Annotated in this window: 17 protein-coding genes; 9 read left to right on the top strand and 8 right to left on the bottom strand. The window is 67.4% G+C overall.

All coding sequences use genetic code 11. From position 1 onward, the window contains the following. Positions 1-45: 45 nt before the first annotated feature. The gene (locus tag AC1DVI_RS15160) at positions 46-555 is read left to right on the top strand and encodes a DUF2934 domain-containing protein (RefSeq protein ID WP_476958651.1); all 510 of its coding nucleotides are present in this window, start codon (positions 46-48) and stop codon (positions 553-555) included. A gap of 22 nt (positions 556-577) precedes the next feature. On the opposite strand, the gene AC1DVI_RS15155 is transcribed toward AC1DVI_RS15160, so the two are convergent. Next, entirely contained in the window at positions 578-1,873 is a 1,296-nt protein-coding gene (locus tag AC1DVI_RS15155) for a family 4 glycosyl hydrolase (RefSeq protein ID WP_476958650.1), read from the bottom strand. 197 nt (positions 1,874-2,070) lie between these two features. Here AC1DVI_RS15155 and AC1DVI_RS15150 point away from each other — a divergent pair, with 197 nt between their 5' ends. The 5 genes from AC1DVI_RS15150 (at position 2,071) to AC1DVI_RS15130 (ending at position 10,122) form a co-directional block, all read left to right on the top strand. Then, complete coding sequence (locus tag AC1DVI_RS15150) at positions 2,071-3,420, top strand: GH1 family beta-glucosidase (RefSeq protein WP_476958649.1); 1,350 nt, start codon at positions 2,071-2,073, stop codon at positions 3,418-3,420. A 197-nt stretch (positions 3,421-3,617) separates the two neighbouring features. Next, a complete protein-coding gene (locus AC1DVI_RS15145; protein WP_476958648.1) occupies positions 3,618-4,364 on the top strand; it encodes a hypothetical protein in 747 nt (248 codons plus the stop codon). Positions 4,365-4,517: 153 nt separating this feature from the next. Then, positions 4,518-6,641, top strand: coding sequence for a glycosyltransferase family 2 protein (locus AC1DVI_RS15140; protein ID WP_476958647.1), 2,124 nt, complete (start codon positions 4,518-4,520; stop codon positions 6,639-6,641). A gap of 16 nt (positions 6,642-6,657) precedes the next feature. Next, on the top strand, positions 6,658-8,202 hold the full coding sequence (locus tag AC1DVI_RS15135) for a DUF6212 domain-containing protein (RefSeq protein ID WP_476958646.1): 1,545 nt from the start codon (positions 6,658-6,660) through the stop codon (positions 8,200-8,202). A 120-nt stretch (positions 8,203-8,322) separates the two neighbouring features. Further along, positions 8,323-10,122: an ABC transporter ATP-binding protein/permease gene (locus tag AC1DVI_RS15130; RefSeq protein ID WP_476958645.1), complete on the top strand. Its 1,800-nt coding sequence runs from the start codon at positions 8,323-8,325 to the stop codon at positions 10,120-10,122. Positions 10,123-10,127: 5 nt separating this feature from the next. Here the strand turns inward: AC1DVI_RS15130 and AC1DVI_RS15125 are convergent, their stop codons facing one another. Then, positions 10,128-12,200, bottom strand: a complete 2,073-nt coding sequence (locus AC1DVI_RS15125) for a tetratricopeptide repeat protein (RefSeq protein WP_476958644.1) — start codon at positions 12,198-12,200, stop codon at positions 10,128-10,130. A 7-nt stretch (positions 12,201-12,207) separates the two neighbouring features. Then, entirely contained in the window at positions 12,208-13,581 is a 1,374-nt protein-coding gene (locus tag AC1DVI_RS15120) for a GH1 family beta-glucosidase (protein ID WP_476958643.1), read from the bottom strand. 75 nt (positions 13,582-13,656) lie between these two features. On the opposite strand from AC1DVI_RS15120, the gene AC1DVI_RS15115 reads away from it, so the two are divergent. Then, entirely contained in the window at positions 13,657-15,012 is a 1,356-nt protein-coding gene (locus AC1DVI_RS15115) for a GH1 family beta-glucosidase (protein WP_476958642.1), read from the top strand. Between the two features lie 178 nt (positions 15,013-15,190). Next, complete coding sequence (locus AC1DVI_RS15110) at positions 15,191-15,658, top strand: Ros/MucR family transcriptional regulator (RefSeq protein ID WP_149163765.1); 468 nt, start codon at positions 15,191-15,193, stop codon at positions 15,656-15,658. A gap of 83 nt (positions 15,659-15,741) precedes the next feature. Here the strand turns inward: AC1DVI_RS15110 and AC1DVI_RS15105 are convergent, their stop codons facing one another. The 3 genes from AC1DVI_RS15105 to AC1DVI_RS15095 form a co-directional block, all read right to left on the bottom strand. Then, positions 15,742-16,770, bottom strand: a complete 1,029-nt coding sequence (locus AC1DVI_RS15105) for a polysaccharide deacetylase family protein (protein ID WP_476958641.1) — start codon at positions 16,768-16,770, stop codon at positions 15,742-15,744. Positions 16,771-17,231: 461 nt separating this feature from the next. Beyond that, positions 17,232-17,894, bottom strand: a complete 663-nt coding sequence (locus AC1DVI_RS15100) for a class I SAM-dependent methyltransferase (protein WP_476958640.1) — start codon at positions 17,892-17,894, stop codon at positions 17,232-17,234. A gap of 114 nt (positions 17,895-18,008) precedes the next feature. Further along, the gene (locus AC1DVI_RS15095) at positions 18,009-18,929 is read right to left on the bottom strand and encodes an alpha/beta hydrolase (protein WP_476958639.1); all 921 of its coding nucleotides are present in this window, start codon (positions 18,927-18,929) and stop codon (positions 18,009-18,011) included. 104 nt (positions 18,930-19,033) lie between these two features. On the opposite strand from AC1DVI_RS15095, the gene AC1DVI_RS15090 reads away from it, so the two are divergent. Then, complete coding sequence (locus tag AC1DVI_RS15090; RefSeq protein ID WP_476958638.1) at positions 19,034-19,429, top strand: PRC-barrel domain-containing protein; 396 nt, start codon at positions 19,034-19,036, stop codon at positions 19,427-19,429. A gap of 26 nt (positions 19,430-19,455) precedes the next feature. Here AC1DVI_RS15090 and AC1DVI_RS15085 read toward each other — a convergent pair whose 3' ends face one another. Further along, entirely contained in the window at positions 19,456-20,217 is a 762-nt protein-coding gene (locus AC1DVI_RS15085) for an SDR family NAD(P)-dependent oxidoreductase (RefSeq protein WP_476958637.1), read from the bottom strand. A gap of 40 nt (positions 20,218-20,257) precedes the next feature. Then, on the bottom strand, positions 20,258-20,413 hold a 156-nt coding region (locus AC1DVI_RS15080), incomplete at its 5' end, for a 4Fe-4S dicluster domain-containing protein (RefSeq protein ID WP_476958833.1).

Here is a 20,413-nt window from a genome sequence, read left to right as displayed (position 1 = left end):
GCGGCCAATGCCCACTTGGACCAAAGCCCACTTGGAGACGGAAGAATGCAAGGCGATCGTGAGGACCGCATCCGCCACCGCGCCTATGAGATCTGGGAGCGCGACGGGCGACCGGAGGGACGGGGAGAGGACCATTGGGCGCAGGCCTGCGCCGAGATCGAAGCCGAGGATCGCGCGGCCGTGACGGCGGAGCCGGTCGCCTTGGTCGCGGCCGTCAAGGACGCCGCCGCGGGCGCTGTGAAGAAGGCGGTCCGCCGGACGAAGACGGCGGCGACCGAACTGCTGGGCGTCGGCCTGAACGCTGTGGTCGATGTCGTCGAGGAGGCGGTCGCGCCCAAGAAGCCCCGCGCCCGCAAGGCCAAGGACGAACCCGCGGCTGCAAACGAGACCCCGGCCGAAACCTCAGCCGAAACTCCGGCCGCGGCGCCGGATCCGGCAACCCCGAAGGTGGTGAAGCCCTCCCGCACCAAGGCTGTGAAGGCGGAAACGGCGAAGCCGGCGGCTCCGCGCGGCCGCCGCAAGCCGGCCGCGTCGGATACCGAACCGGCCCATTGACCCGCACCGGCCCTGCGCGCTCCTAAACACAGGGGCGGATGTAGGGCCGGTTCGCTTCCCACAGCTCGTCCAGGATCTTTACGGCGGCGTCGGTGGAGTTCACCACCGGGTCGATCAGCAGGGCCTGGAGCGCCAACTCCTTCGAAGCGTGGACCGCGGCTTCGACGGAGAGTTGCTGCACGCTTGCCTGGACGTGCAGCAGTTTGGCGATCGGGTCGGGCAGGGGGCCGAGCGAGACCGGGTGGACGCCCGCCGCATCGGCCAAGAGCGGCACCTCCACCGCCAGATCGGGCGGCAGGTTGGGAATGGCGCCCTGATTGTAGACGATCCCCGATTCGATGAAACGCTTCTGGTTGTGCAGCACCCCGGCGATGACCTGGACGGCCCGCTCGCCCCAGGACGGTTGAGTCCAGTCGTCCGGCACCGGGGTCGTCCCGGTGGTCACCCCGTCCATCAGCGCGTTGAGGATCCCGCGCCCGCGCTCATCCTCCGTGAAGTCGAATCCATGCTCCCCGCCTTCCCAGCCGTAGGGAAGGTATTCGCCCATATGGTCGTCGCTGCAGGTCGGCCACAGGCCGAAGCTGTTGAACAGGCGACGGGTCAATGGCGTGAAGGTCGGATCGTGGGTCTTCTCCCGCTCGCGCAGCAGCGGGTAGAGGTCGCGTCCGGTCGCCTTGTCGCGGATGTGCATCAGCCACTGGAAGTGGTTCAACCCGGCGCCCCAGACCTCCACGTCCTTTTCGGCCATGCCGAGGATCTGGCAGATGAACCAGCGCGCCAGGAAGATCCCGTGGCACAGGCCGAGCGTCTTGACCTTGCTGTATTTGCCGAGTCCCAGGACAACCCGGCTTTCCGGATTGGACAGGTTGATGAATTGGGCGTCCGGGCACAGCTCCTCGATGTCGCGGGCGAAGTCGAAGATCAGGGGCAGGGTGCGCAGCGTGAAGAACAGGCCGCCGGGTCCGCCGTTTTCGCCCAGCGTGTGGCGGATGCCGTGCTTCTTCGGCACCTCGAAATCGAGCTTCCACAAGCGGTTGCGGTCGATGGCGACGGAATTGACGACGAATTCGGCACCCCGCAGGGCGGCGCGGCGGTCGGTGGTCTGTTCGATGATCAGACCGGCATCGCCCTTGGCGTTCAGGAGGCGGGCGAGCGCGGTCATGCGGTCGAGCGCCTCCGGATTCGTGTCCACCAGCGTCAGGGTGCTGCCCGCCAGTTCCCTTGTGGTGAAGAGGTCGCGGTACATGCTCAGCCCGAAGGCCGCGCTGCCGGCGCCCAGAAAGACGATCTTGGTGGTTTTGGCAGTGGTAACGGCCATGGGATGCCTCCCGCCGGCGGGAATGCTGCTGTGCTGATTTGTCAGGGCAGCCGCCTTGGGTGAAGCATACACTTGTTAAGACGAAGAGACTATACCCGATGGTCAGAATAAGTGTGGCCTTCTCTTCGCTTGCGCAACATGGCCTTCGCGCTCGCAACAGTGCGCCTGCAGCATAATCACTTAAGGGAGTCCCCATCATGGCCCTCTTCACTTTTCCCAAGGACTTCCTGTGGGGAGCGTCCACCGCGGCCTATCAGATCGAGGGGGCGATCCACGAGGACGGGCGCGGCCCCTGCGTGTGGGACACCTTCACCGACGCCGGGCGCATCCAGGACGGCAGCAGCGCCGCCGTCGCCTGCGACCATTACCACCGCTGGGCGGAGGACATCGCCCTGCTGAAAAACGCGGGCTTCAACGCCTACCGCTTCTCCATCGCCTGGCCCCGCATTCTTCCCGGCGGGACGGGAGCGGTGAACGCGGCGGGCCTCGACTTCTACGACCGGCTGGTGGACGGTCTGCTGGCCGCGGGAATCCGCCCCATGGCCTGCCTCTACCACTGGGACCTGCCGCAACCCTTGGAGGACAAACTTGGTCCTCAAGGGGGAGGCTGGCAGGGCAGGGAGATTGTCGGCCCCTTCGCCGATTACGCGCGCATCGTCGCCGCCCGGCTGGCCGACCGGGTGAAGGACTGGATGATGCTGAACGAGCCGAACGTGGTCGCCACCCACGGCTACGGCACCGGGGAGCACGCGCCCGGCCACAGGCTGGGCGAGACCGGCATCCTGCGCGCGCTGCACCACCAAAATCTGGCGCAAGGGGCGGCGCTCCGCGCCATATCGGCGGAGCATTCCGGCCTGACGCTTGGCACCGTCATCAACCTCCAGCCCTGCCGGGCCGAGAGCGACCGGCCGGAGGACGTTGCGGCGGCGGCCCGCTGGGATGCGGTGTGGAACCGGGTGGCTCTGGACGGCGTGATGCGCGGCAGAATCCCGGATTTGATGGCGGAGCGGATGAAGGATTTCGTGCTGCCCGGCGACGAGGAGGCGATCCGCTTCCCCATTGACCTGCTGGGCATCAACTACTACTCGCGCATGACCATGAAGCACGAGACGGGGCATCCGTTCGACGTGTGGTGGGGCGACGCCCAGTGCGACCGCTGGACCGCCATGGCCTGGCCGGTCCAGCCCGACGGGCTCTACGACCTGCTGATGGAGTTCAAGCGCGACTACGGCAACCCCGCCGTCTTCGTCGCGGAGAACGGTGCGGCCTATGACGACGTGGTGACGCCGGACGGGCGGGTGCACGACGCGGAACGCGTGGCCTTCCTGCGCGACCATGTGGCGTCGGTCGGCCGCGCCCTGGCCGATGGCTGCAACGTGACGGGCTATCTGTGCTGGAGCCTGCTGGACAATTTCGAATGGGCCTTCGGCCTGTCGAAGCGGTTCGGCATTGTCCGCGTCGATTACGACACGTTGGTTCGCACACCCAAGGACAGCTACCGTTTCCTGAGCGACGTGGCGAAGAGTGGGCGGCTTGATCTCGCGTGAAGAACAGGAGGGCAGGCTGTATGGAGCGATGCTCCGTCAGCCTGCTCTTCTTGCCGAGAGAGAAGATTTGAGAGCATTGATGGTTTGTAATCTAATTATTAGAAATTCAAGAATTTCCCATTAATTTATTCTTCGTAATATTGGTTGAATCTGGTCCGGCAGCACACGCCATGCGTTCAGGGGCACCGGAGGAAGCCATGGGAATTTCCGACGTCTCGGCATCCTTGTTCCAGGCCGCCGCCGCGGCCTCCGTGCAGGCGAAACCCACCACTGCCAAGGCCGGCGTCACGGACGGGACGGGACCGGCCGCCTCTTCCAAGACCGACAAGGTCGATCTCAGCGATATGGCGTCGGCGCTCAAGGGCGATGCGCTCGACCTGTTCACAAATCTCTCGGCGGAGGATCGGACCTCCCTGGGCAAGCTCGTTTCCAGCGGGGCACTGTCGGCGGATGAACTCAACGACGCGCTGTCGTCCGCACTGAAATCGGAGCGCAAGAAGGCGTTCTGGCAGTCCACGAAGGAGGACGCGGATGCAGGAGGCACCGCCGAAGGAGCGGCGCGCCAGCAGAACATGAAAGCCATCTCGGATCGCATGGAATCAACTTTGGAGAGCCGGTATGCAGCCATGGATCGGCCTGGAATGAGCCCCCAAGACCGCTTGGCTGCGCTGAGTAAGCTGAGCGCAGACCTGAAGGATATGCAGGATTCCTGGGACCAGGTGGCGGGTATCGGCATGCCGATGAATGCCTACACGCTCAAAGGGGGCGATGAACGTTTCTTCGCAACGTCGAAAGAGCAGGCGGCCGGGCAGAAATTAAAGGATCTGGGATTCCACTCCAGGACCTTTGACAAGGTGCTTTCGAGCCAATCCAAGGATTTTGCGCAGAAGTATCTGTCTGAGGAAGGGACGTCCCAGATGTCTTTAGGGAATGCGAACAAGTAGCTCTGCGACGCCTTCAGTGTTGGGGTTTTCCATATTATCAGAGTTCAAGCATAGCGGGCCTGCGGACCCAATCATTCCTGTCCCCGAATTGTCACATCGGAGTCAAGCGGAAGCGGTGCTATCGACGGTGTCGTGTCACCACTGCGTTCGCCCATGCATTCCGTTGGAACTCACATCGCTTCAAGGTCCGGTGACGCCGAGAACGTCCGCGCGGCCATCGTCGTGCCGACCTACAAGCATTCGGGCCTGCTCGTCGAAGCGCTTTCCACCGCGCTCGCCCAGGACACGGACTTCGCCTATGCCGTGGTCGTGGTCAACGACGGCTGCCCCTTCCCGGAGACGGAACGGGTGTGCCGGGAGTTCGCGGCGGCCCATCCGGGACGGCTCTATCATCTGCGCAAGCGCAACGCCGGGCTGAGCGCGGCGCGCAACAGCGGGATCGCCTTCGCGCTGGACGCCTTTCCAGCGCTGGAGGCGGTCTATTTCCTCGATTCCGACAACCGAATCCGGCCCCATCTGCTGCAACGCATGCTGGACGCTCTGCGGGCGGCGGGGCCGGAGGTCGGTTGGGCCTATCCGGACGTCGACAAGTTCGGCTTCTTCGAATTCTGCGACATGTCCGGCGCCTATTCGCCGCTGGAGCATCTGTTCCGCAACGTCAGCGAGGCCGGCAGCATGGCGTCGCGCCGCCTGCTGGACAGCGGCGCCCGCTTCGACGAGGCGATGCGTCAGGGCAGCGAGGATTGGGAGTTCTGGCTGCAAGGGCTGGAATGCGGCTTCCACGGCGTCCATGTGCCGGGCACCGGCTTCGGCTACCGCCGCCGCGGCGAGAGCATGCTGACCGAATCGGAGCGCGATTACCGCCCCATCCTGACCCACATCCAGAAGCGTCACCCCGCGCTGTTCGCGGTCCAGGCCGTGCTGCGGGCGGAGGCGGCGGTCGGGCGACGCTACGCCGTTTATCTGCCGGACCGCGCCGTCGTCCGCTGCGTCACCGACCCCGCGGCGGGCGAGAAGGACGTGCCGCTCGCCGACTTCGTACGCCGCGTCCTGCGCGCGCCGGAGCGGCCCGGCTATGGGGAGTGCCCCGGCCTGCTGGCGGTCATGGACTCCGGCCTTTACGAGTTGCTGACGCGCCATGGCCTGCTGCGCGGCGCCCTGTGGGTCCTGGAGCGCGCGGCGGACCAGGCGACCCTGGTGCGCGCCGCGGTGACGGCGCGGGCAGCGGAAAGCGGCTGCGCGCTGTCCTGGTCCGGCGCACCGGTTGGGCTGCAGGCGGATGCGCCGTTCCCTCTGCCGGACGGCGATGCGGCCATGGCGATGCTGCCCACCGCGGTCATGCTCGACCTCGTGCGGCGCCAGCCGGCGGGCACCCCCTCGCTGGAGCGGGACCCCCGGAAGCCCTGCGCCGAAGCCCGGCTGAGCCTCACCCTGGCGCTGCCCGGCGCAGTGCAACCGCCGGCCGGCGCCGATGCCGCCCTGTCCACGCTGCGCGAGGCGATGGCCGCGGCGTGGTCGCGGCCGTCCAACAGCGGCTGGGCGGCGGCACCCATCGACCGTTACCGCGCCGGGGTCGCCGCGCCGGAGGATGTCTACCAGACGGTGCATCGGCTGCCCTCGGTGCTGCCGCTGCTCCATCCCGCGGGAAACCGGCGGCTGGCCGCGCTGGTGGCCGATCCCGCCGACGCTGGGGGATTGGAAACCGCCGTCCGCATGGCCCGCTGGCTGGCCGGGAAGGGCTATGACGCGCATCTGGTGGCGTTGGGCGGAGGCCTGTCGCTGACAACGGAGACGACGGAGGCGTTCGCCTCGGTCATTCCCCATCCGCTGCCGCTGGTGCTGCCCGAACGCCCGCTGACCCGCCGCGACGCCTACCTGGGAACGCCGCTGCGTCCGCTGGGCGCGGTCGAGGAGGATAGGGCGGTCGGCACGCTGGCCGTCTTCGATTTGGTGGTGACGGTGCGGCACGGTGCGGTGCATCCGCTAATGGGTCGGCTGCGCGCGCTCGGCGTGACAGGCTGGGCGATTCTGGGGCCGTCCGCCGCCCCGGACGCGCCGTCCCAGGCCGATGCGGTCAACGGCTGCGCCGCTTTCGAGCATGCCTACCAGACCGTCGTGCCCCTCGACGTCCGGACTTTTCGCCTGTGCCAAGGGCTGGGGATTCCGCCGGACAAGCTGCGGCGCTGGGAGGGTGCGACGGAGCCGGACACCGACCCCGATTGGGCAGCTTGCGCCCCTCTGTCCTCGTGTCTTCCCGAGCCATCCGCGGCCGCCTGAGAAGGGTGTCATCATCATGAAGCTCTCCACCCCCGCGGCCCAGTTCGCTTCCCTCTACGACGGAGCGCCGAAGATCATCGCCGTCGGCGCCTGCGCCGGGCTGGACGCGGGCGCCGTGCCCCTTCGCCTGCTTCGGCTGGTCCGGCACGACGGCGGCTATCTGCTGTTGTCCGGGGACAGCGGGCCGGAGGGGGGCGATGCGTTGCGCGCGCTGGCGATCCCACCCGCCGCCGTCCGGGCGCTGTGGTCCTGCGACGAGGCGGCGCGGCAGGACGCCGAGCGGCTGCTCGGCTGGTGGGAGGAGGCCGGCGGGTCGGACGAAGCGCCACCGCAGGTGACGGGCGACGCGTCCACGCTGCTCCACGGCCTGTTGGCACAGGCTTTGGGGGAGATCGACGGGTTGCACCGCCGCAACGCCGGGCTTCAGCAGACCCTGTCGACCCTGCGGGAGGAGTGGGGACGCTCCGCCCGTTTGCCGCCTGAGGCGGTGGAGCTTCTGGACGCCCTGCGCCTCAGCCCGCTGCGCTTGGTCTTCGCCACGCCGCGCCCGGTGGGAGCGCTGCCGGTGCCGCTGCGCCATGGCCGGAACCCCGCGGGGGCGGCTGAGATCGTGCAGCGCCTGCCGTCGGGCGCGCGTGGGCTGGCGGGAATCGACCTGCATCTGGACCGGGCGCCGAAGGGAAGCGGGGTCCTCGCCGTGGCCCTGACCGGAGTGGAGACCGGCGAAACCATCGCGGAATGGACGCTGTCCTTCGGCGAGTTGCGATCGGGCTGGCTGCCGCTGCGCCTGCCGGCCGCCTCCACCCGGATGGATCGTCTTCTGGACCTGCGGATCGGCGCCACCGGGGTGGTGACGGAGGCGCCGTGCCTGTCGTTGGCTCAGGCCGGTCTGCTCGACGAATACACCGTCGCACCGCCGGCCCGCGCCATAGGACAGCCGGCCATGCTGGCGCTGCGGCTGTGGGGCGGGCTGCCGGGGCTGGAGTACGGCCCGGCGGCCCATCTGGCGCCGCGGCCGGCGCCAGCGCACATGGTCTGGCCGCTGACCGAGCCGGTGCTGGCGCAACTGCGCAAAGGGCGGGAGTTCGAGGCGACCTTCCCCTGGTTCGGCCTGCTGCGCGGCGGGCGCGTTCTGCTCCACCCGCTGCATGGCGTCGTCACGGCGGCCCACATCCCGCTGGACGAGGTGCCGGGCGTCGTGGCGGTGCGAGTGCGGGCGGTGATTGACGATCCGCGCTGCCGCACCCCCGTCGCCTGCAAGCTGGTCGCCGCCCCATCGTCGCTGACGGTGGACGAAGCGGAGCGGGAGGAGGGAGTCCTTGCCTCCAGCGGCTGGATGGTGCTGGAAGAGCCGCGCCGCCCGCTCGACCTGTCGGCGGTGCTGGCGACGCCCTGGTCGGGGCCGATGGCGCTTCATCTCTTCACCGACATCCCGGACCGTGGACACGGGCTGTACGGACGCACCATCTTTTCCGATTTCGAGCTGGAGATCGACGCCCGAACGGCCTGGGCTTACCCGCCCGCTCTGCCGGTGTCGGAAGGAATCGCGGCAACACCGTGACATGCTATGACCTTGTGGCGGCGCACCAATCCTTTGGTGCGCTGCGGGGCAAGCTGTTGGTAATAAACTGTTCGTTAGGGTGAAGGAGATCTTGCTTCAAGCCCAGGGGGTGGAAGGGCCATGTCGATCGCGTCCAGGACGCCGGACCGGTCCGGCTTCACCCGCCGTTTCCTTCATCTTGCCGGTGGCTTCTGGTCGGTTGGCTCCCGCTCGGGTGGGCGGAACTGGACGGTGTGGCTTCTCGCCGGGGCGCTGGGGCTTCTGACGGTCGGGCAGGTTGTGGTTCCCATCCTGCTGAACCTGTGGAGCCAGCATCTGTTCGACGCGCTGGAGCAGCGCTCCATGGACCGCTTCGTGCTGATGATCGCGGCGGCGGGCGGGATCATCCTGTTCAACATCGTCAACACCATCCTGCATCTGCGGGTGAAACGCCGTCTGCAATTGGGTTGGCGGACATGGCTGACGCAGAAGCTGCTGGGCGACTGGCTGACGCGCGGCCGGCAGCATCAGGTGACCTACCTGCCCGGCGACCACGACAACCCGGACGGGCGCATCGCCGAGGACATCCGCATCGCGACCGAGGCGGCGATCGATCTCGCTTTGTCGCTGTCCTACTGCGCGCTTCTGCTGATCAGCTTCACCAACATCCTGTGGCGGCTGTCGGGCTCACCGGAAGTGACGCTGGCCGGAAGCACCTTCCACGTGCCGGGTTATCTGCTCTACATCGCGCTGGTCTATGCGGCCGTCGGGACGAGCATCGCCCTGCTGATGGGAAAGCCGCTGGTGAGGGCGGTGAACCGCCGGCAGGGGCACGAGGCGTCCTTCCGCTTCGGTCTCGCCCGCGTGCGGGAAAACGCCCAGGACGTCGCTCTCCTGCACGGGGAGTCGGGGGAGCGCGACCGGCTGGGTGTGCTGTTCGGCGGGGTGCAGCGGGGCTGGAACGGCCAGACGCACGCGCTGTCCAACATGATGATCTTCAGCGCCGCCTATTCGGTGCTGTCCGCCGTTTTTCCGATTTTGGTCGCTTCGCCCAGCTACATCGCCGGGGCCATCTCGCTCGGCGTGCTGATGCAGACGGCGCAGGCCTTCCAGCAGACGGTGGGCGCCCTGTCCTGGCCGATCGACAACCTCGCCCGTGCGGCGGAGTGGAAGGCGTCGGTGGAGCGCGTGCTGGGCCTGCACGAGGCGCTGCAGCGCCTGGACCGTGAGATCGGCGGGGAGGGGACGGAGCGCATCACCGTGGAGCGCAGCGACGGCGAACACTGCCTGAGCTTCCGTGGTCTGTCCATCGCCGAGCCGGACGGGCGCCGCGTGGTGGAGCCCTTCGACCTGGAGATCCGCCCCGGCGAGCGCCTGCTGATCGTCGGCGACCCGGCGGCGGCGGTGCGGCTGTTCCGGGCGGTGGCGCGGGTCTGGCCTTGGGGAGGTGGGAGCATCGTCCTGCCTTCGCTCACCCGTGTTTTCTTCATGGCCGAACGCCCCTATCTGCCGCACGACACGTTGCGCGCCGCTCTCAGCTACCCCCTGGGGGCGGAGACGGTGGGCGACGTCGCGGCGATGGAGGCGTTGGAGCGGGTCGGCCTCGGCCATCTGCGGCCGCGGCTGGACGAGTCCGACAGCTGGGACGAGGTTCTGGCGGTGTCGGAGCAGCAATTGTTGGGCTTTGCCCGCCTCCTGATCCGCCGTCCGGATTGGATCTTCCTGGAAGACGCCACCGACAGCCTGAACCCGCGGACCGAGGAGGCGATGCTCCGCCTGATCGACAGCGAGTTCCCCGACGCCACCCTGATCACCATCGGCAGCCACCCCGGCCTCGAAGCGCACCACCTCCGTAAGCTGGTGCTCGAACGGGTGGGCGACACCGTCCGCATGCGCGAGGAGCCATGCGGGGACCGGAGAGTCGCGGCGGTCGCGGAGTAGGGGCGTCAGCCCGTGACTCCGATGGCCTCCAGGATCAGGCTCCGGTCCAATTGCGGGTCGGCGGTCGGCGGAGTGCGTTCCAGCCGGTCGAGCAGAGCGGCGACGGACGCGGCAAAGCCGGGCCGGTCCTTCTCCGTCAGGATTTGCACGAACAGGCCGTCACCGCAGCGGAACAGGCGGCCTTCCGCAGGGATGGACAGGATGGACGGTCCGTCGCCGCGCCGGACCGCGTCGTCGGTTCCCGCCGTCAGGGCGATCTGGTCCAGGAAATAGTGCAGCCGCCGCTCCGCGATCCAGGAGACGAGGAACCGGCGGATCCGGTCGAACAGGGCGATGACGGCGGGATCCGGCCGAAGCACCACCAGCCCGCCGCCCACGCCGTCATACAGCCGGGCCAGATTGTTCGGGAAATACTGGAGCGCCAGAGGGCTTGCCGGTGACAGCGGGGCCAGGAAGCCCGCCGGCTCGGACAGCAGGCAGGCGTCGATGTCGGTCACCAGCAGCGGCGCCTGGTACAGCCTCGCCAGACGCGGCACGCGCAGAAAACGGGCAAAGGTGTAGAAGGTGGTCCGTTCCTGCGCCGTCAGCCCGGCGGGGGAGGTCTCGCGGCTCCAGCCGAGCCGGACATGGCGCAGCCGTTCCTGCAGCGCCGCGACGCGCGCCGCTGTGTCCGGCCGGGGGTCGAGGATGTGGAGGTGCGCGGCCTGACCGGGGATGGAAAAGCGATCCAGGCTGACGAGGAACAGCGGGCCGAACCGCTCCAGATAGCCGCTGTCGCAGGAGGCGACGACAACCGGTCCGTTTCCCGGTGGCGCCAGTTTCTCCAGCACGAAGGCGGCTTCCGATTCCGTTTCCGCGGCGGTGGGCAGCGCTTCGATCCGGCGGGCGAAGCCGTCACCGGTCGGGATGTGGGCGAGAAAGGGCAGGTGGGGCTCCGCGCGCCGGAACGCGTCCTGCGCCTCCTCCTCCTTGCCCAGCCGGGTGGCCAGGGATCCTTGAAGGAACAGCGCCCAGGCGTGGAGTTCGGCGTCAACACCGCGGAAGGCGGCGACCGCGGGTGGGAGCAGGGCGGCCACCCGGTCCAGCCGGCCCTCGCCGACCAGGAGGTTGCCGATGCGGACCAGATGATAATAGGCGGTCTTCCAATGAAACCGCCCCTCCCGGCTGAGGCGTGCCACCTCCAGCAGCGTGGCGACGCAGGCGTCCCGCCGTCCGGCCGCTTCCTGCACTTCCGCGCTCCGCTGCCAGGGGGTGGGGTCGGTCGGGGTCAGCGCCTTCAAGCGCTGGAAGAGCGCCAGACACTCGTCCACCGAGCCGGCCTGCCGCAGCGCGGTCGCCTGGGCCAGCATCCGTTCGGGCTGATCGGGCGCCAGCGCAGCGCAGCGGCGCAGCACGTCCACCGCCTCCGCGGGGCGCCCGGCCTCCAGCAGCGCGGCGCCCAGATTGACGGCGGAGTCCTCTCCCTCGGCAGTGGTGCGCAGGGCGCGGCGATAGCCGCAGGCGGCATTGTCGGCGTGTCCCGCCGCCTGCTCCGTGCGGGCGAGGTTGAAGAGAAGGGCAGGGTCGGCGGGGGCGCAAGCCAGCCCGGCGCGAAGCTGGCGCAAGGCCTCATTCCTCCGGCCAAGCGCCTCCAAGACCGACGCGGCGTTCATCCGCGTCTCCGGCGCCTCGGGGCGGAGGATCAGGGCGCAGCGGAAGCGCGCCAGCGCCTCCTGTTTCTGACCCATTTGCTTGAGGATGTTGCCGAGGCTGAAGAAGGCGTCGGCGCTGGGCTGGAGCGCGATGGCGCGGCGCAGGCTGCCGACGGCTTCCGCCAGCCGCCCCTCGGCGCGCAGGGCGCGGGCGAGATTGGCATGGTAGGCGCCGGAGTCGGCCTTCCGCGCGATGGCCGCGCCGATCAACTCCACCGCGCGGGCGTTGCGTCCCGTCTGCGCGCAGAGGACTCCATAGAGGTGCAGGGCGTCGGGATGGCCGGGCAGGGCGGCCAACGCCGCGGCGTAGAGCGGCTCGGCCTCCGCCAGCAGTCCGGCCTGATGGAGCGCCGCGGCCTGCCGAAGCTGCGCGATCGGGTCCGTCATGGCCGGGTCAGGAGTCCCGTCCCAGGGCGCCGCCGATCAGGGCCGAAAACCATTTCGCGGATTCCTTCGGTGTGCGCTTCTGGGTCTCGAAGTCGACGTGGACGATGCCGAACCGCGTGGCGTAGCCGCCGCCCCATTCGAAGTTGTCGAGCAGCGACCACACGAAGTAGCCGCGCACGTCGGCCCCGTCCTTCACCGCCCTTGCCAATTCACCGATGCAGGCTTGCAGATAGTCCAGCCGCTCCCGGTCCATAACGATTCCCTGCGCGTCCGGGGACTCCGGCGCCTTGGTGCCGTAGCCGTTTTCCGTCACGTAGATCGGCAGACGGTAGCGCGCGGTGGCGTGCATCAACGCCTCGTGGAAGGCGCTGGGCTGAAGCGGCCAGCCGATGTCGGTGCGCGGCATGCCCGCCGGCGGCGCGCCAAAGCCGCAGCCCCAGACGGCACCCGGCTCGGCCTGGGCGAAGAGGGGCGCGTAATGATTCATGCCGAACCAGTCCAAGGGCCGGCAGATCCGCGCCATGTCGCCGGCCTGGACGTAGGGTTCGATGGCGCGGGCGATGCGCGGCGGGTAGCGTCCCAGAATCTGCGCGTCGGGGAAGCACAGATTCCACAACTCGTCGAACAGGGCCGCCGCCTCGACGGTCTCGGGCGCCGGGTCGGCGGGTCGGCAGGGCTGGAAACTGTGCACCGCCCCGATCAAGGCGCTTGGCACCAGATCGCGCAGCACGTCCACCCCGGCCCCATGGGCAAGATTGACGTGGTGGATGACTTTCAGATGCTCCCCGCGGTCTGACACGCTGGGAGCGCCCCAGCCGAGCGCATAACCGAACAGGGTGAAGACGGAGAACTCGTTGAAGGTTGCCCAGCGTGTCACCCGGTCGCCGAACCGGCGGGCGCAGAGCACAGCGTAGTCGGCGTACCAGCCGGCGCTGTCCCGGTTCGCCCAGCCGCCGAGATCCTGCAACGCCTGCGGCAGGTCCCAATGGTAGAGGCAGGCCCAAGGCTCGATCCCCGCTTCCAGAAGCCGGTCGATCAGGCGGTCGTAGAAGTCCAGCCCGGCCTCGTTGACCACCCCGCGCCCTCGGGGCAGCACCCGCGGCCACGCCACGGAGAAACGATAGGCGCCGACCCCGATGTCCCGCATCAGCGCCACATCCTCGGCATAGCGGTGGTAATGGTCACAGGCGACGTCGCCGGTGTCGCCGTTGTCCACCCGGCCCTTCAGGCGGCAGAAGCTGTCCCAGATGCTGGGCGCCCGCCCATCCTCGGCCGCGGCCCCTTCGACTTGAAAGGCCGACGTCGAGGTTCCCCACAGAAATCCGGTGGGGAAATCGGGGTGGAGTAGGGGCTTCGCTCGCCGCACAGCCTTATGTTCCAAGGGAAACCGCTCCGTCGAACCGTTCGCTCGTTATTATGCCTGTTTCTTGACCATTCCGCCAAAGGTAGTATGGGTATGGACGATCGGCGCGGAATGGAGACGGTGATGGCGGACCTGCCGAGGGATTTTGTTTGGGGCGTCTCCACCTCCGCCTATCAGATCGAGGGGGCCGCGGCGGCGGACGGGCGTGGCCCCAGCATCTGGGACACACGCTGCCGCACGGCGGGCGGGGTGGTCAACGGTGACACCGGCGACGTCGCCTGTGACCATTACCACCGCTACGCCGAGGATGTGGCGCTGATGCGGGACATCGGGGTCGGCGCCTATCGCTTCTCCGTGGCGTGGCCGAGGGTGTTGCCGCGGGGGCGCGGGGCGGTCAACGAGGCCGGGCTGGACTTCTACGACCGCCTGATCGACCGCCTTCTGGAGGCGGGGATCGAGCCCTGGCTGTGCGTCTATCACTGGGATTTGCCGCAGGCCTTGCAGGATCTCGGCGGCTGGGCGAACCGGGACAGCGCCGGTTGGTACGCCGACTACACGACACTGCTGGCGCGGCGCTACGGCGACCGGGTGAAGCGCTGGATCACCTTCAACGAGTTCTCCGTCTTCACCCTGTTCGGCTACGCCATTCCCTGGGCGGCTCCTGGCATCACCGACCGAGAGCAGCATCTTCGCGCCATCCACCACGTCAATCTTGCCCATGGGGCCGGGGTGGACGCGATCCGCGCCCTCGTTCCAGGGGCCTTGATCGGAGCGGTGCACAACCGGCAGCGGGTGCTGCCGGAAGGCGGCCGGCCGGATAACGCGGAGGCCGCCGCCCTTCTGGACGAGCACTGGAACCTGACCTTCTGCGACCCGCAGCTTCTCGGCCATTACCCGCCGCGCGTTGCCCGCGCCATCGAGCCTTACGTGAAGGCCGGCGACATGGCGCGGATCTGCCGTCCCATGGACTGGTTCGGGCTGAATCACTATGGCCCGATCTTCGCCCGCGCGAACCCGGACATGACCTGGGGCTATGGCTGGGGCGACGCGCCGCCCGATTCGCCGACATACGGTGTCGGATGGGCGGTTTTCCCCGACGCCTTCCGCGACGAGCTGCTGGAAATCACCCGCCGTTACCGCATGCCGATCGTCATTACGGAAAACGGCTGCGGCGGCAGCGATTCGCCGGACGAATCGGGCGGCATCGACGATCAGCACCGAATCAACTATCTCCGGCTCTATAACGCCTCAATGCAAGAGGCGATTCGCGGCGGAGCGGACGTGCGCGGTTACTTCGTCTGGTCGCTTCTGGATAATTTCGAGTGGGGAAGCGGTTACGGCAACCGTTTCGGCATCGTCCACGTCGACTTCGAATCGCAGAAACGCACGCCGAAAGCCTCTGCCCGCTGGTACGCGGATCTGATAAAGCGCGCGCGTTCAGCCGCCTGAACGGGCGGCGATTTCATCACCAAAGTCTACTATTTTCACTCGACTGGCCTGCCCGTCCGCGTGTCCTGCATGAAACACATTACACATTTGCATGTTAAACCTGATGCACAGGCTTGCGCTTTGCGCATCACTTTGCCCATCCTCCGTCCTGGATCATTCGTTCTCGAAGGAAACTGACATGCAAAGCAGCGACACCGACGGTTCTGAGAATTCGGCCACCGATTTGGTTGCCATGACGGGTAAGATCGTTGCGTCTTATGTCCGCTCGAACCAGATCGCGGTGAATGATCTTCCGAACCTCATCCGGATCGTCCACCAAAGTCTGTCGGGCACGAGCCGCCCTGTGGAACCGGAAGCGGTTGAACTGCGCCCTGCCGTGCCGGTGAAGAAGTCGGTGATGCCGGACTACATCGTTTGCCTTGAGGATGGCAAGAAGCTGAAGATGCTGAAGCGCTATCTGCGCACGGCTTATGGAATGACGCCGGACGAATACCGCCGGAAGTGGGGTCTGCCCGCGGATTATCCGATGACCGCCCCGAACTATGCGGAGCAGCGCTCCGCATTCGCCAAGTCGATTGGTCTCGGCAAGAAGGCGGCCGCACCGGTCAAGCCGGCCCGCCGTGGTCGCGCCAAGAACGTCGCCTGATCTGGCATCCGCCCCGAACCGCCCCTTTCCCCGCGTGTTGGGAAAGGGGCGGCGGCTGAGATTGCGCGCTTCTTCCGCCGGCCTCAGCGTTGCGCGATGCGCGGCGTGGCGAGGCTGTTCAGGCTGGTGATCCATTCCGACAGGGTGACGAACCGGCAGCCGCGTGTGCGCAGCAGGCCGATGGCCCGGGGAAGGGCTTCCGCGGTCGCGTTGTAGGTGGTGTGCATCAGGACCACGCTGCCGATGGTGCCGGTGGCGTCGAGCTGCGCCATGATCTTGCCGGCGTCGCGGGTGAACCAGTCGCGCGTGTCGACGTTCCACAGCGCCGGGCTCATCTTCTCCTGCTCGACGGCACTCAGCGTGTCGCTGTTCCAGCGGCCGGCGGGTGGGCGGAACAACACCGGGTCGGCGCCCGCTTCGGTCAGGATGCGGTTGGTTTCCGCAATCTGCGCGCGTTGGGCCTCGGTGGTCAGGGTGCGCATGTTCGGGTGGGTCAGGCTGTGGTTGCCGACCTCGTGGCCTTCCTGGACGATTCGCTTGATGATTCGCGGGTGGCGGACCGCGACGTTGCCGATGGGGAAGAAGGTTGCCCGCACCCCTTCGGCGCGCAGGATGTCGAGGATGCGCGGGGTCACCGCCGGGTGCGGTCCGTCGTCGAAGGTCAGGGAGCAGAGATTCCATCGGCTGGCCTTCAGCGCCCCGATGTCCACCCGCGCTTCGTTGCCGGGCACGATGGCGGCGATCCGCGACAGGCGGGCGGCTTGCCGCTCGATCTCCTGCATCTCCCGGCTCTGGTCCGGGCTATAGGTGACGACGCCGTTGTGGTCGTTGTCCTCCGACGTGGCGGCGGGCGTCGCAGCCGCCGGCTGTTCGGCGGTGGCCTCGACCACGAGGCAACTGCCGCCTCCGCCGACGATTCGGCGGCAGACGAAGTTGGGATCGAGGTCTGGCAGGGGCGCGGCCCGCAGGACAAAACCGGAATCGGGAATCTCGGGCCTTTGCAGGAAAACCCGGGGAACGAGATCGGCAACCATATCGGGCTGGCGCCGGACGACCGCCTTCCAGGCAACCCAGGCGTCGGCTTCTGTCCGGTAGACGCCGAATTGCAGCATCTTGGCCGGATGTCCGTCCGCGTCCTTCCGCACCATTGTCACGGTTGCCAGATGCGCCGGGTCCGCCGCCCGGACTGGAGAAGCGAACGCGCCGGTGACCATGGACGCCATCAGGCCCGCGACCAGGAACCGGAAACGGGACCGTCTCCGCGCCGTGGCGGGGCCGAACATATGCGAGTTGGAGAGACCCGAACCTGAAATCATGTGCGATCGACCATCAACATCGCCGCGGTGAGATCAGGTGTGGGCGATACCTCTTATGAGATAGAGCAAAATTTATCATGTCTCCATAAGGATCGTTGTCGAAGGAGAGTTGTCACGGATTTCTCCGGTATATTTACCATAATGCGCCTTATGGGATTTTTTCGGTCGGGCGTGGGGATGGCTGGTCGGGCCACTCCGGCCATCGGCTTCCTGCTTCTGCCTTCCGCTCCTGGGAGCCGACCCGCGCGAATCCCCCGTCAGCGCCGCCGCAGCAGGGTCACGCCATCGCCCACGGGCAGCATGCACAGGGCCACCCTCTCATCCTCCAGACGGGCCTTGTTAAAGGCACGGATGGCCTCGGTCTTGTGCTTGCGATCGCCGGGGTCGGCGACTCGCCCACGCCACAAGGTGTTGTCCACCACGATCAGCCCGTTGCGCCTCAGGAGGCGCAGGCATCGCTCGTAATAGGCGCTGTAATTTTCCTTGTCCGCGTCGATGAAGGCGAAATCGAACGACTCGTCCCCGCCCTCTGCGATGAGTTTGTCCAGGCTGTCGAGCGCGGGTCCGATGCGCAGGTCGATCTTGCTTGCGACTCCAGCCTCGCACCAGATCGCGCGGGCCTGCGACGTCCATTGTTCGTTGATGTCCAAGCTGACGACGCGGCCATCCTCGGGTAAGGCTTGCGCCACCGTCAGCGCGCTGTATCCGGTGAATGTGCCGATATCCAAGGTCCGGTGCGCGCCGATCATTTCGACGAGGAAAGCCAGAAGCTGGCCTTCTTCCGGGGCGATCTGATAGTGGGCCTCGGTCAGCGTGGCCGTTTCAGCGCGCAGCTTCGCCTGGATGGCCGTCTCGCGCAAAGAGACGTCGAGCATGTACCGGTAGATGGCCTCGGGCATGAAGATCGACTGTACGGTCAAGAAATCCGCTCCCCAAACTGGCCGTCCGCTCCTGCGGACGTCCGTTCACATGTGGGGAGCGATGGCGATTCCGAAAGGATTTCCCGCGTTTCCGACGGTCGCGTCTGCAACCGGTTAATCTGGATTTCGCCCGAAGGCGAAGCGCAGGGCGTCGGCCACGGCCAGCGGCAGCATGGAGCCGTGGCTTTCCTCAGCAAAATCATGGAAGGCCAGCCGCAAACCCGGAATCGTCGCCAGGGTGGCCGCGACCTCCCTCCCCGTCTGGCCGGAGCGCAACCGCTTCAACCGCTCGGCGTCGGCTGCAGGCAACGGGCGTTCCACCAGCCTGCCGGATGTTTCGATCAGCAGCGCCGTGCCGGCTGCCACCCCCTCGCGCGCCTTGCGGTCGAGGAATACCGCCTGCTCCCTCAGAATGGCCTGCCCGCCCCACCAGACCGCCGGGTCGGCGGCGACGTAAGTCTGAAAAAGATCCTCCCGGGTGTAGAGGACGTAGAGGGAGAACAGCCCGCCCAGCGAGTGGCCGAACAGGGTCCGGCGTTGCCGGTCGATGGGCAGGCGCGATTCGACCGCCGGGATTACCTGCGTCTCAACAAAGGCCAGGAAATCGTCGCGACCACCGGTTTCGATGACGGAGGCGCCGTCCCGCGACGGCGGAATGAGCTCTGGCGGGGTTGGTGGGGTCAGGTCGCGGTAGCGGCGTAGGATGTCGAACGGTTTGTCGGATGGATAACCGATTCCGACGATCGCCGCGGAGCCGTACGGCGTCGGCGGATTTGGGCCGATGACCTTCTCCATCATCGGCACGGTTGCGTTGCCGTCCAGCAGGTAGATGACCGGATAGCCGCCCGGTGGCGGCGGTTCGGATGGGCGGATGAGGAAGATCCGGTAATCCAGGCCTGTCCGGTCGGCGTGCAAATCGAACCGTTCCATCTTGCGGGCCTCCATGGACCCAGCCGTCACGGTTTCGGCTCCCACGGCCTGGATGCCGAAACCGGCCAAAGCCACCAGCAGCACGGTCGTGGCGAATCGGAGCATCGGCATCGGTTCCTGCGCAATCGGACGGTGTGGACCGGCGCATCGGTTGGAACCGTGCTCGCGGCGCCATGTTGTTGCACGGTCAGCAGCAGGAGAGCAATGCGATGAGAAAGCTCCTTTCCGCAACGGCGGTCACACTCGTCATGGTCGCGGCCGAACCCTCGCTCGCCCAGCAAAGCGCCGCCATCGCCAACCCGGCCAACGCCTATCGGGAGGTGAAGGACGACAACGTCATGGTGCCGTCCCTCAAGCGGACGGTCGGGCAGCTGGACGATATGGATGTCATGGGACCGGATGGCACGAAGATCGGCGAGGTCGAGGAGGTGCTGATGGACGCCTCCGGGCAACCGGTCGCCGTGGTGGTGGACGTGGAGCATGGCGTGGGGATCGGCGACAAGGAGGTCATCGTCGGGCTGGACCAACTGCGCGACGACGGGCGCAGCCTGACGACGGCGCTGTCGAACGCGCAGTTCGGAACCCTGCCGATCTGGGACGATTGAGGCCGATCCAGCCTGTCGATAATGCGTTACTGCGGCGCCATGCGGATGGCGCCGTCCAGCCGGATCACCTCGCCGTTCAACATTTCGTTTTCCAGGATGTGCTGGACAAGGCGGGCGTATTCGGAGGGCTGGCCGAAGCGCTTCGGGAAAGGCACCGTCGCGGCGAGGCTGTCCTGGACCTCTTGCGGCATGTTCAGCAGCATCGGCGTGCCGATCAGGCCCGGCGCGATGGTCATCACGCGCACGCCGCTGCGCGCCAGATCGCGGGCGGCGCAGATGGTCAGGGCGACGATGCCGCCCTTCGACGAGGCGTAGGCGGCCTGCCCGATCTGCCCCTCATAGGCGGCGACCGAGGCGGTGTTGACGATCACCCCCCGCTCTCCCGATTCCAGCGGGTCGAGCGTGCCCATGTCCGCCGCGGCGAGGCGCAGCATGTTGAAGGTGCCGATCAGGTTGACCTCGATCACCTTGCGGAAGTCGTCCAGCGCCATCGGACCATCGCGCCCGACGATCCGCTTCGCCGGAGCGACGCCCGCGCAGTTCACCGCGATGCGGGCCGGGCCATGGGCCGCGCGGGCCTCGGCCACGGCCTTCTCCGCCGACTCCGCGCTCGACACGTCGCAGAGCAGGCCGAGGCCGCCGATCTCCTTGGCCACCTGCTTGACCGCCGGCTCGTTCATGTCGAGCACGGTGACCTTGGCGCCCAGCTTCGCCAAATGGCGCGCGGTTTCCGCCCCCATGCCGGAGGCGCCACCGGTGACGATGGCGGCCTGACCGTTGATCTGCATCGCGCTCTCTCCCTGATGTCGTTTTGCTGCTGTTCGGGTTTCACATCCCGCCGGGATAGTTCGGGCCGCCGCCGCCCTCGGGGACGACCCAGTTGATGTTCTGGGTGGGGTCCTTGATGTCGCAGGTCTTGCAGTGCACGCAGTTCTGCGCGTTGATCTGCAGGCGCGGGTCGCTGCCGTCCTCCGCCCGCCCCGC

The sequence above is a fragment of the Azospirillum sp. P4_B5 genome (genome assembly GCF_056402275.1).
The sequence above is the reverse complement of the archived record's forward strand: the minus strand, read 5'-3'. Positions and strand labels throughout refer to the sequence as shown.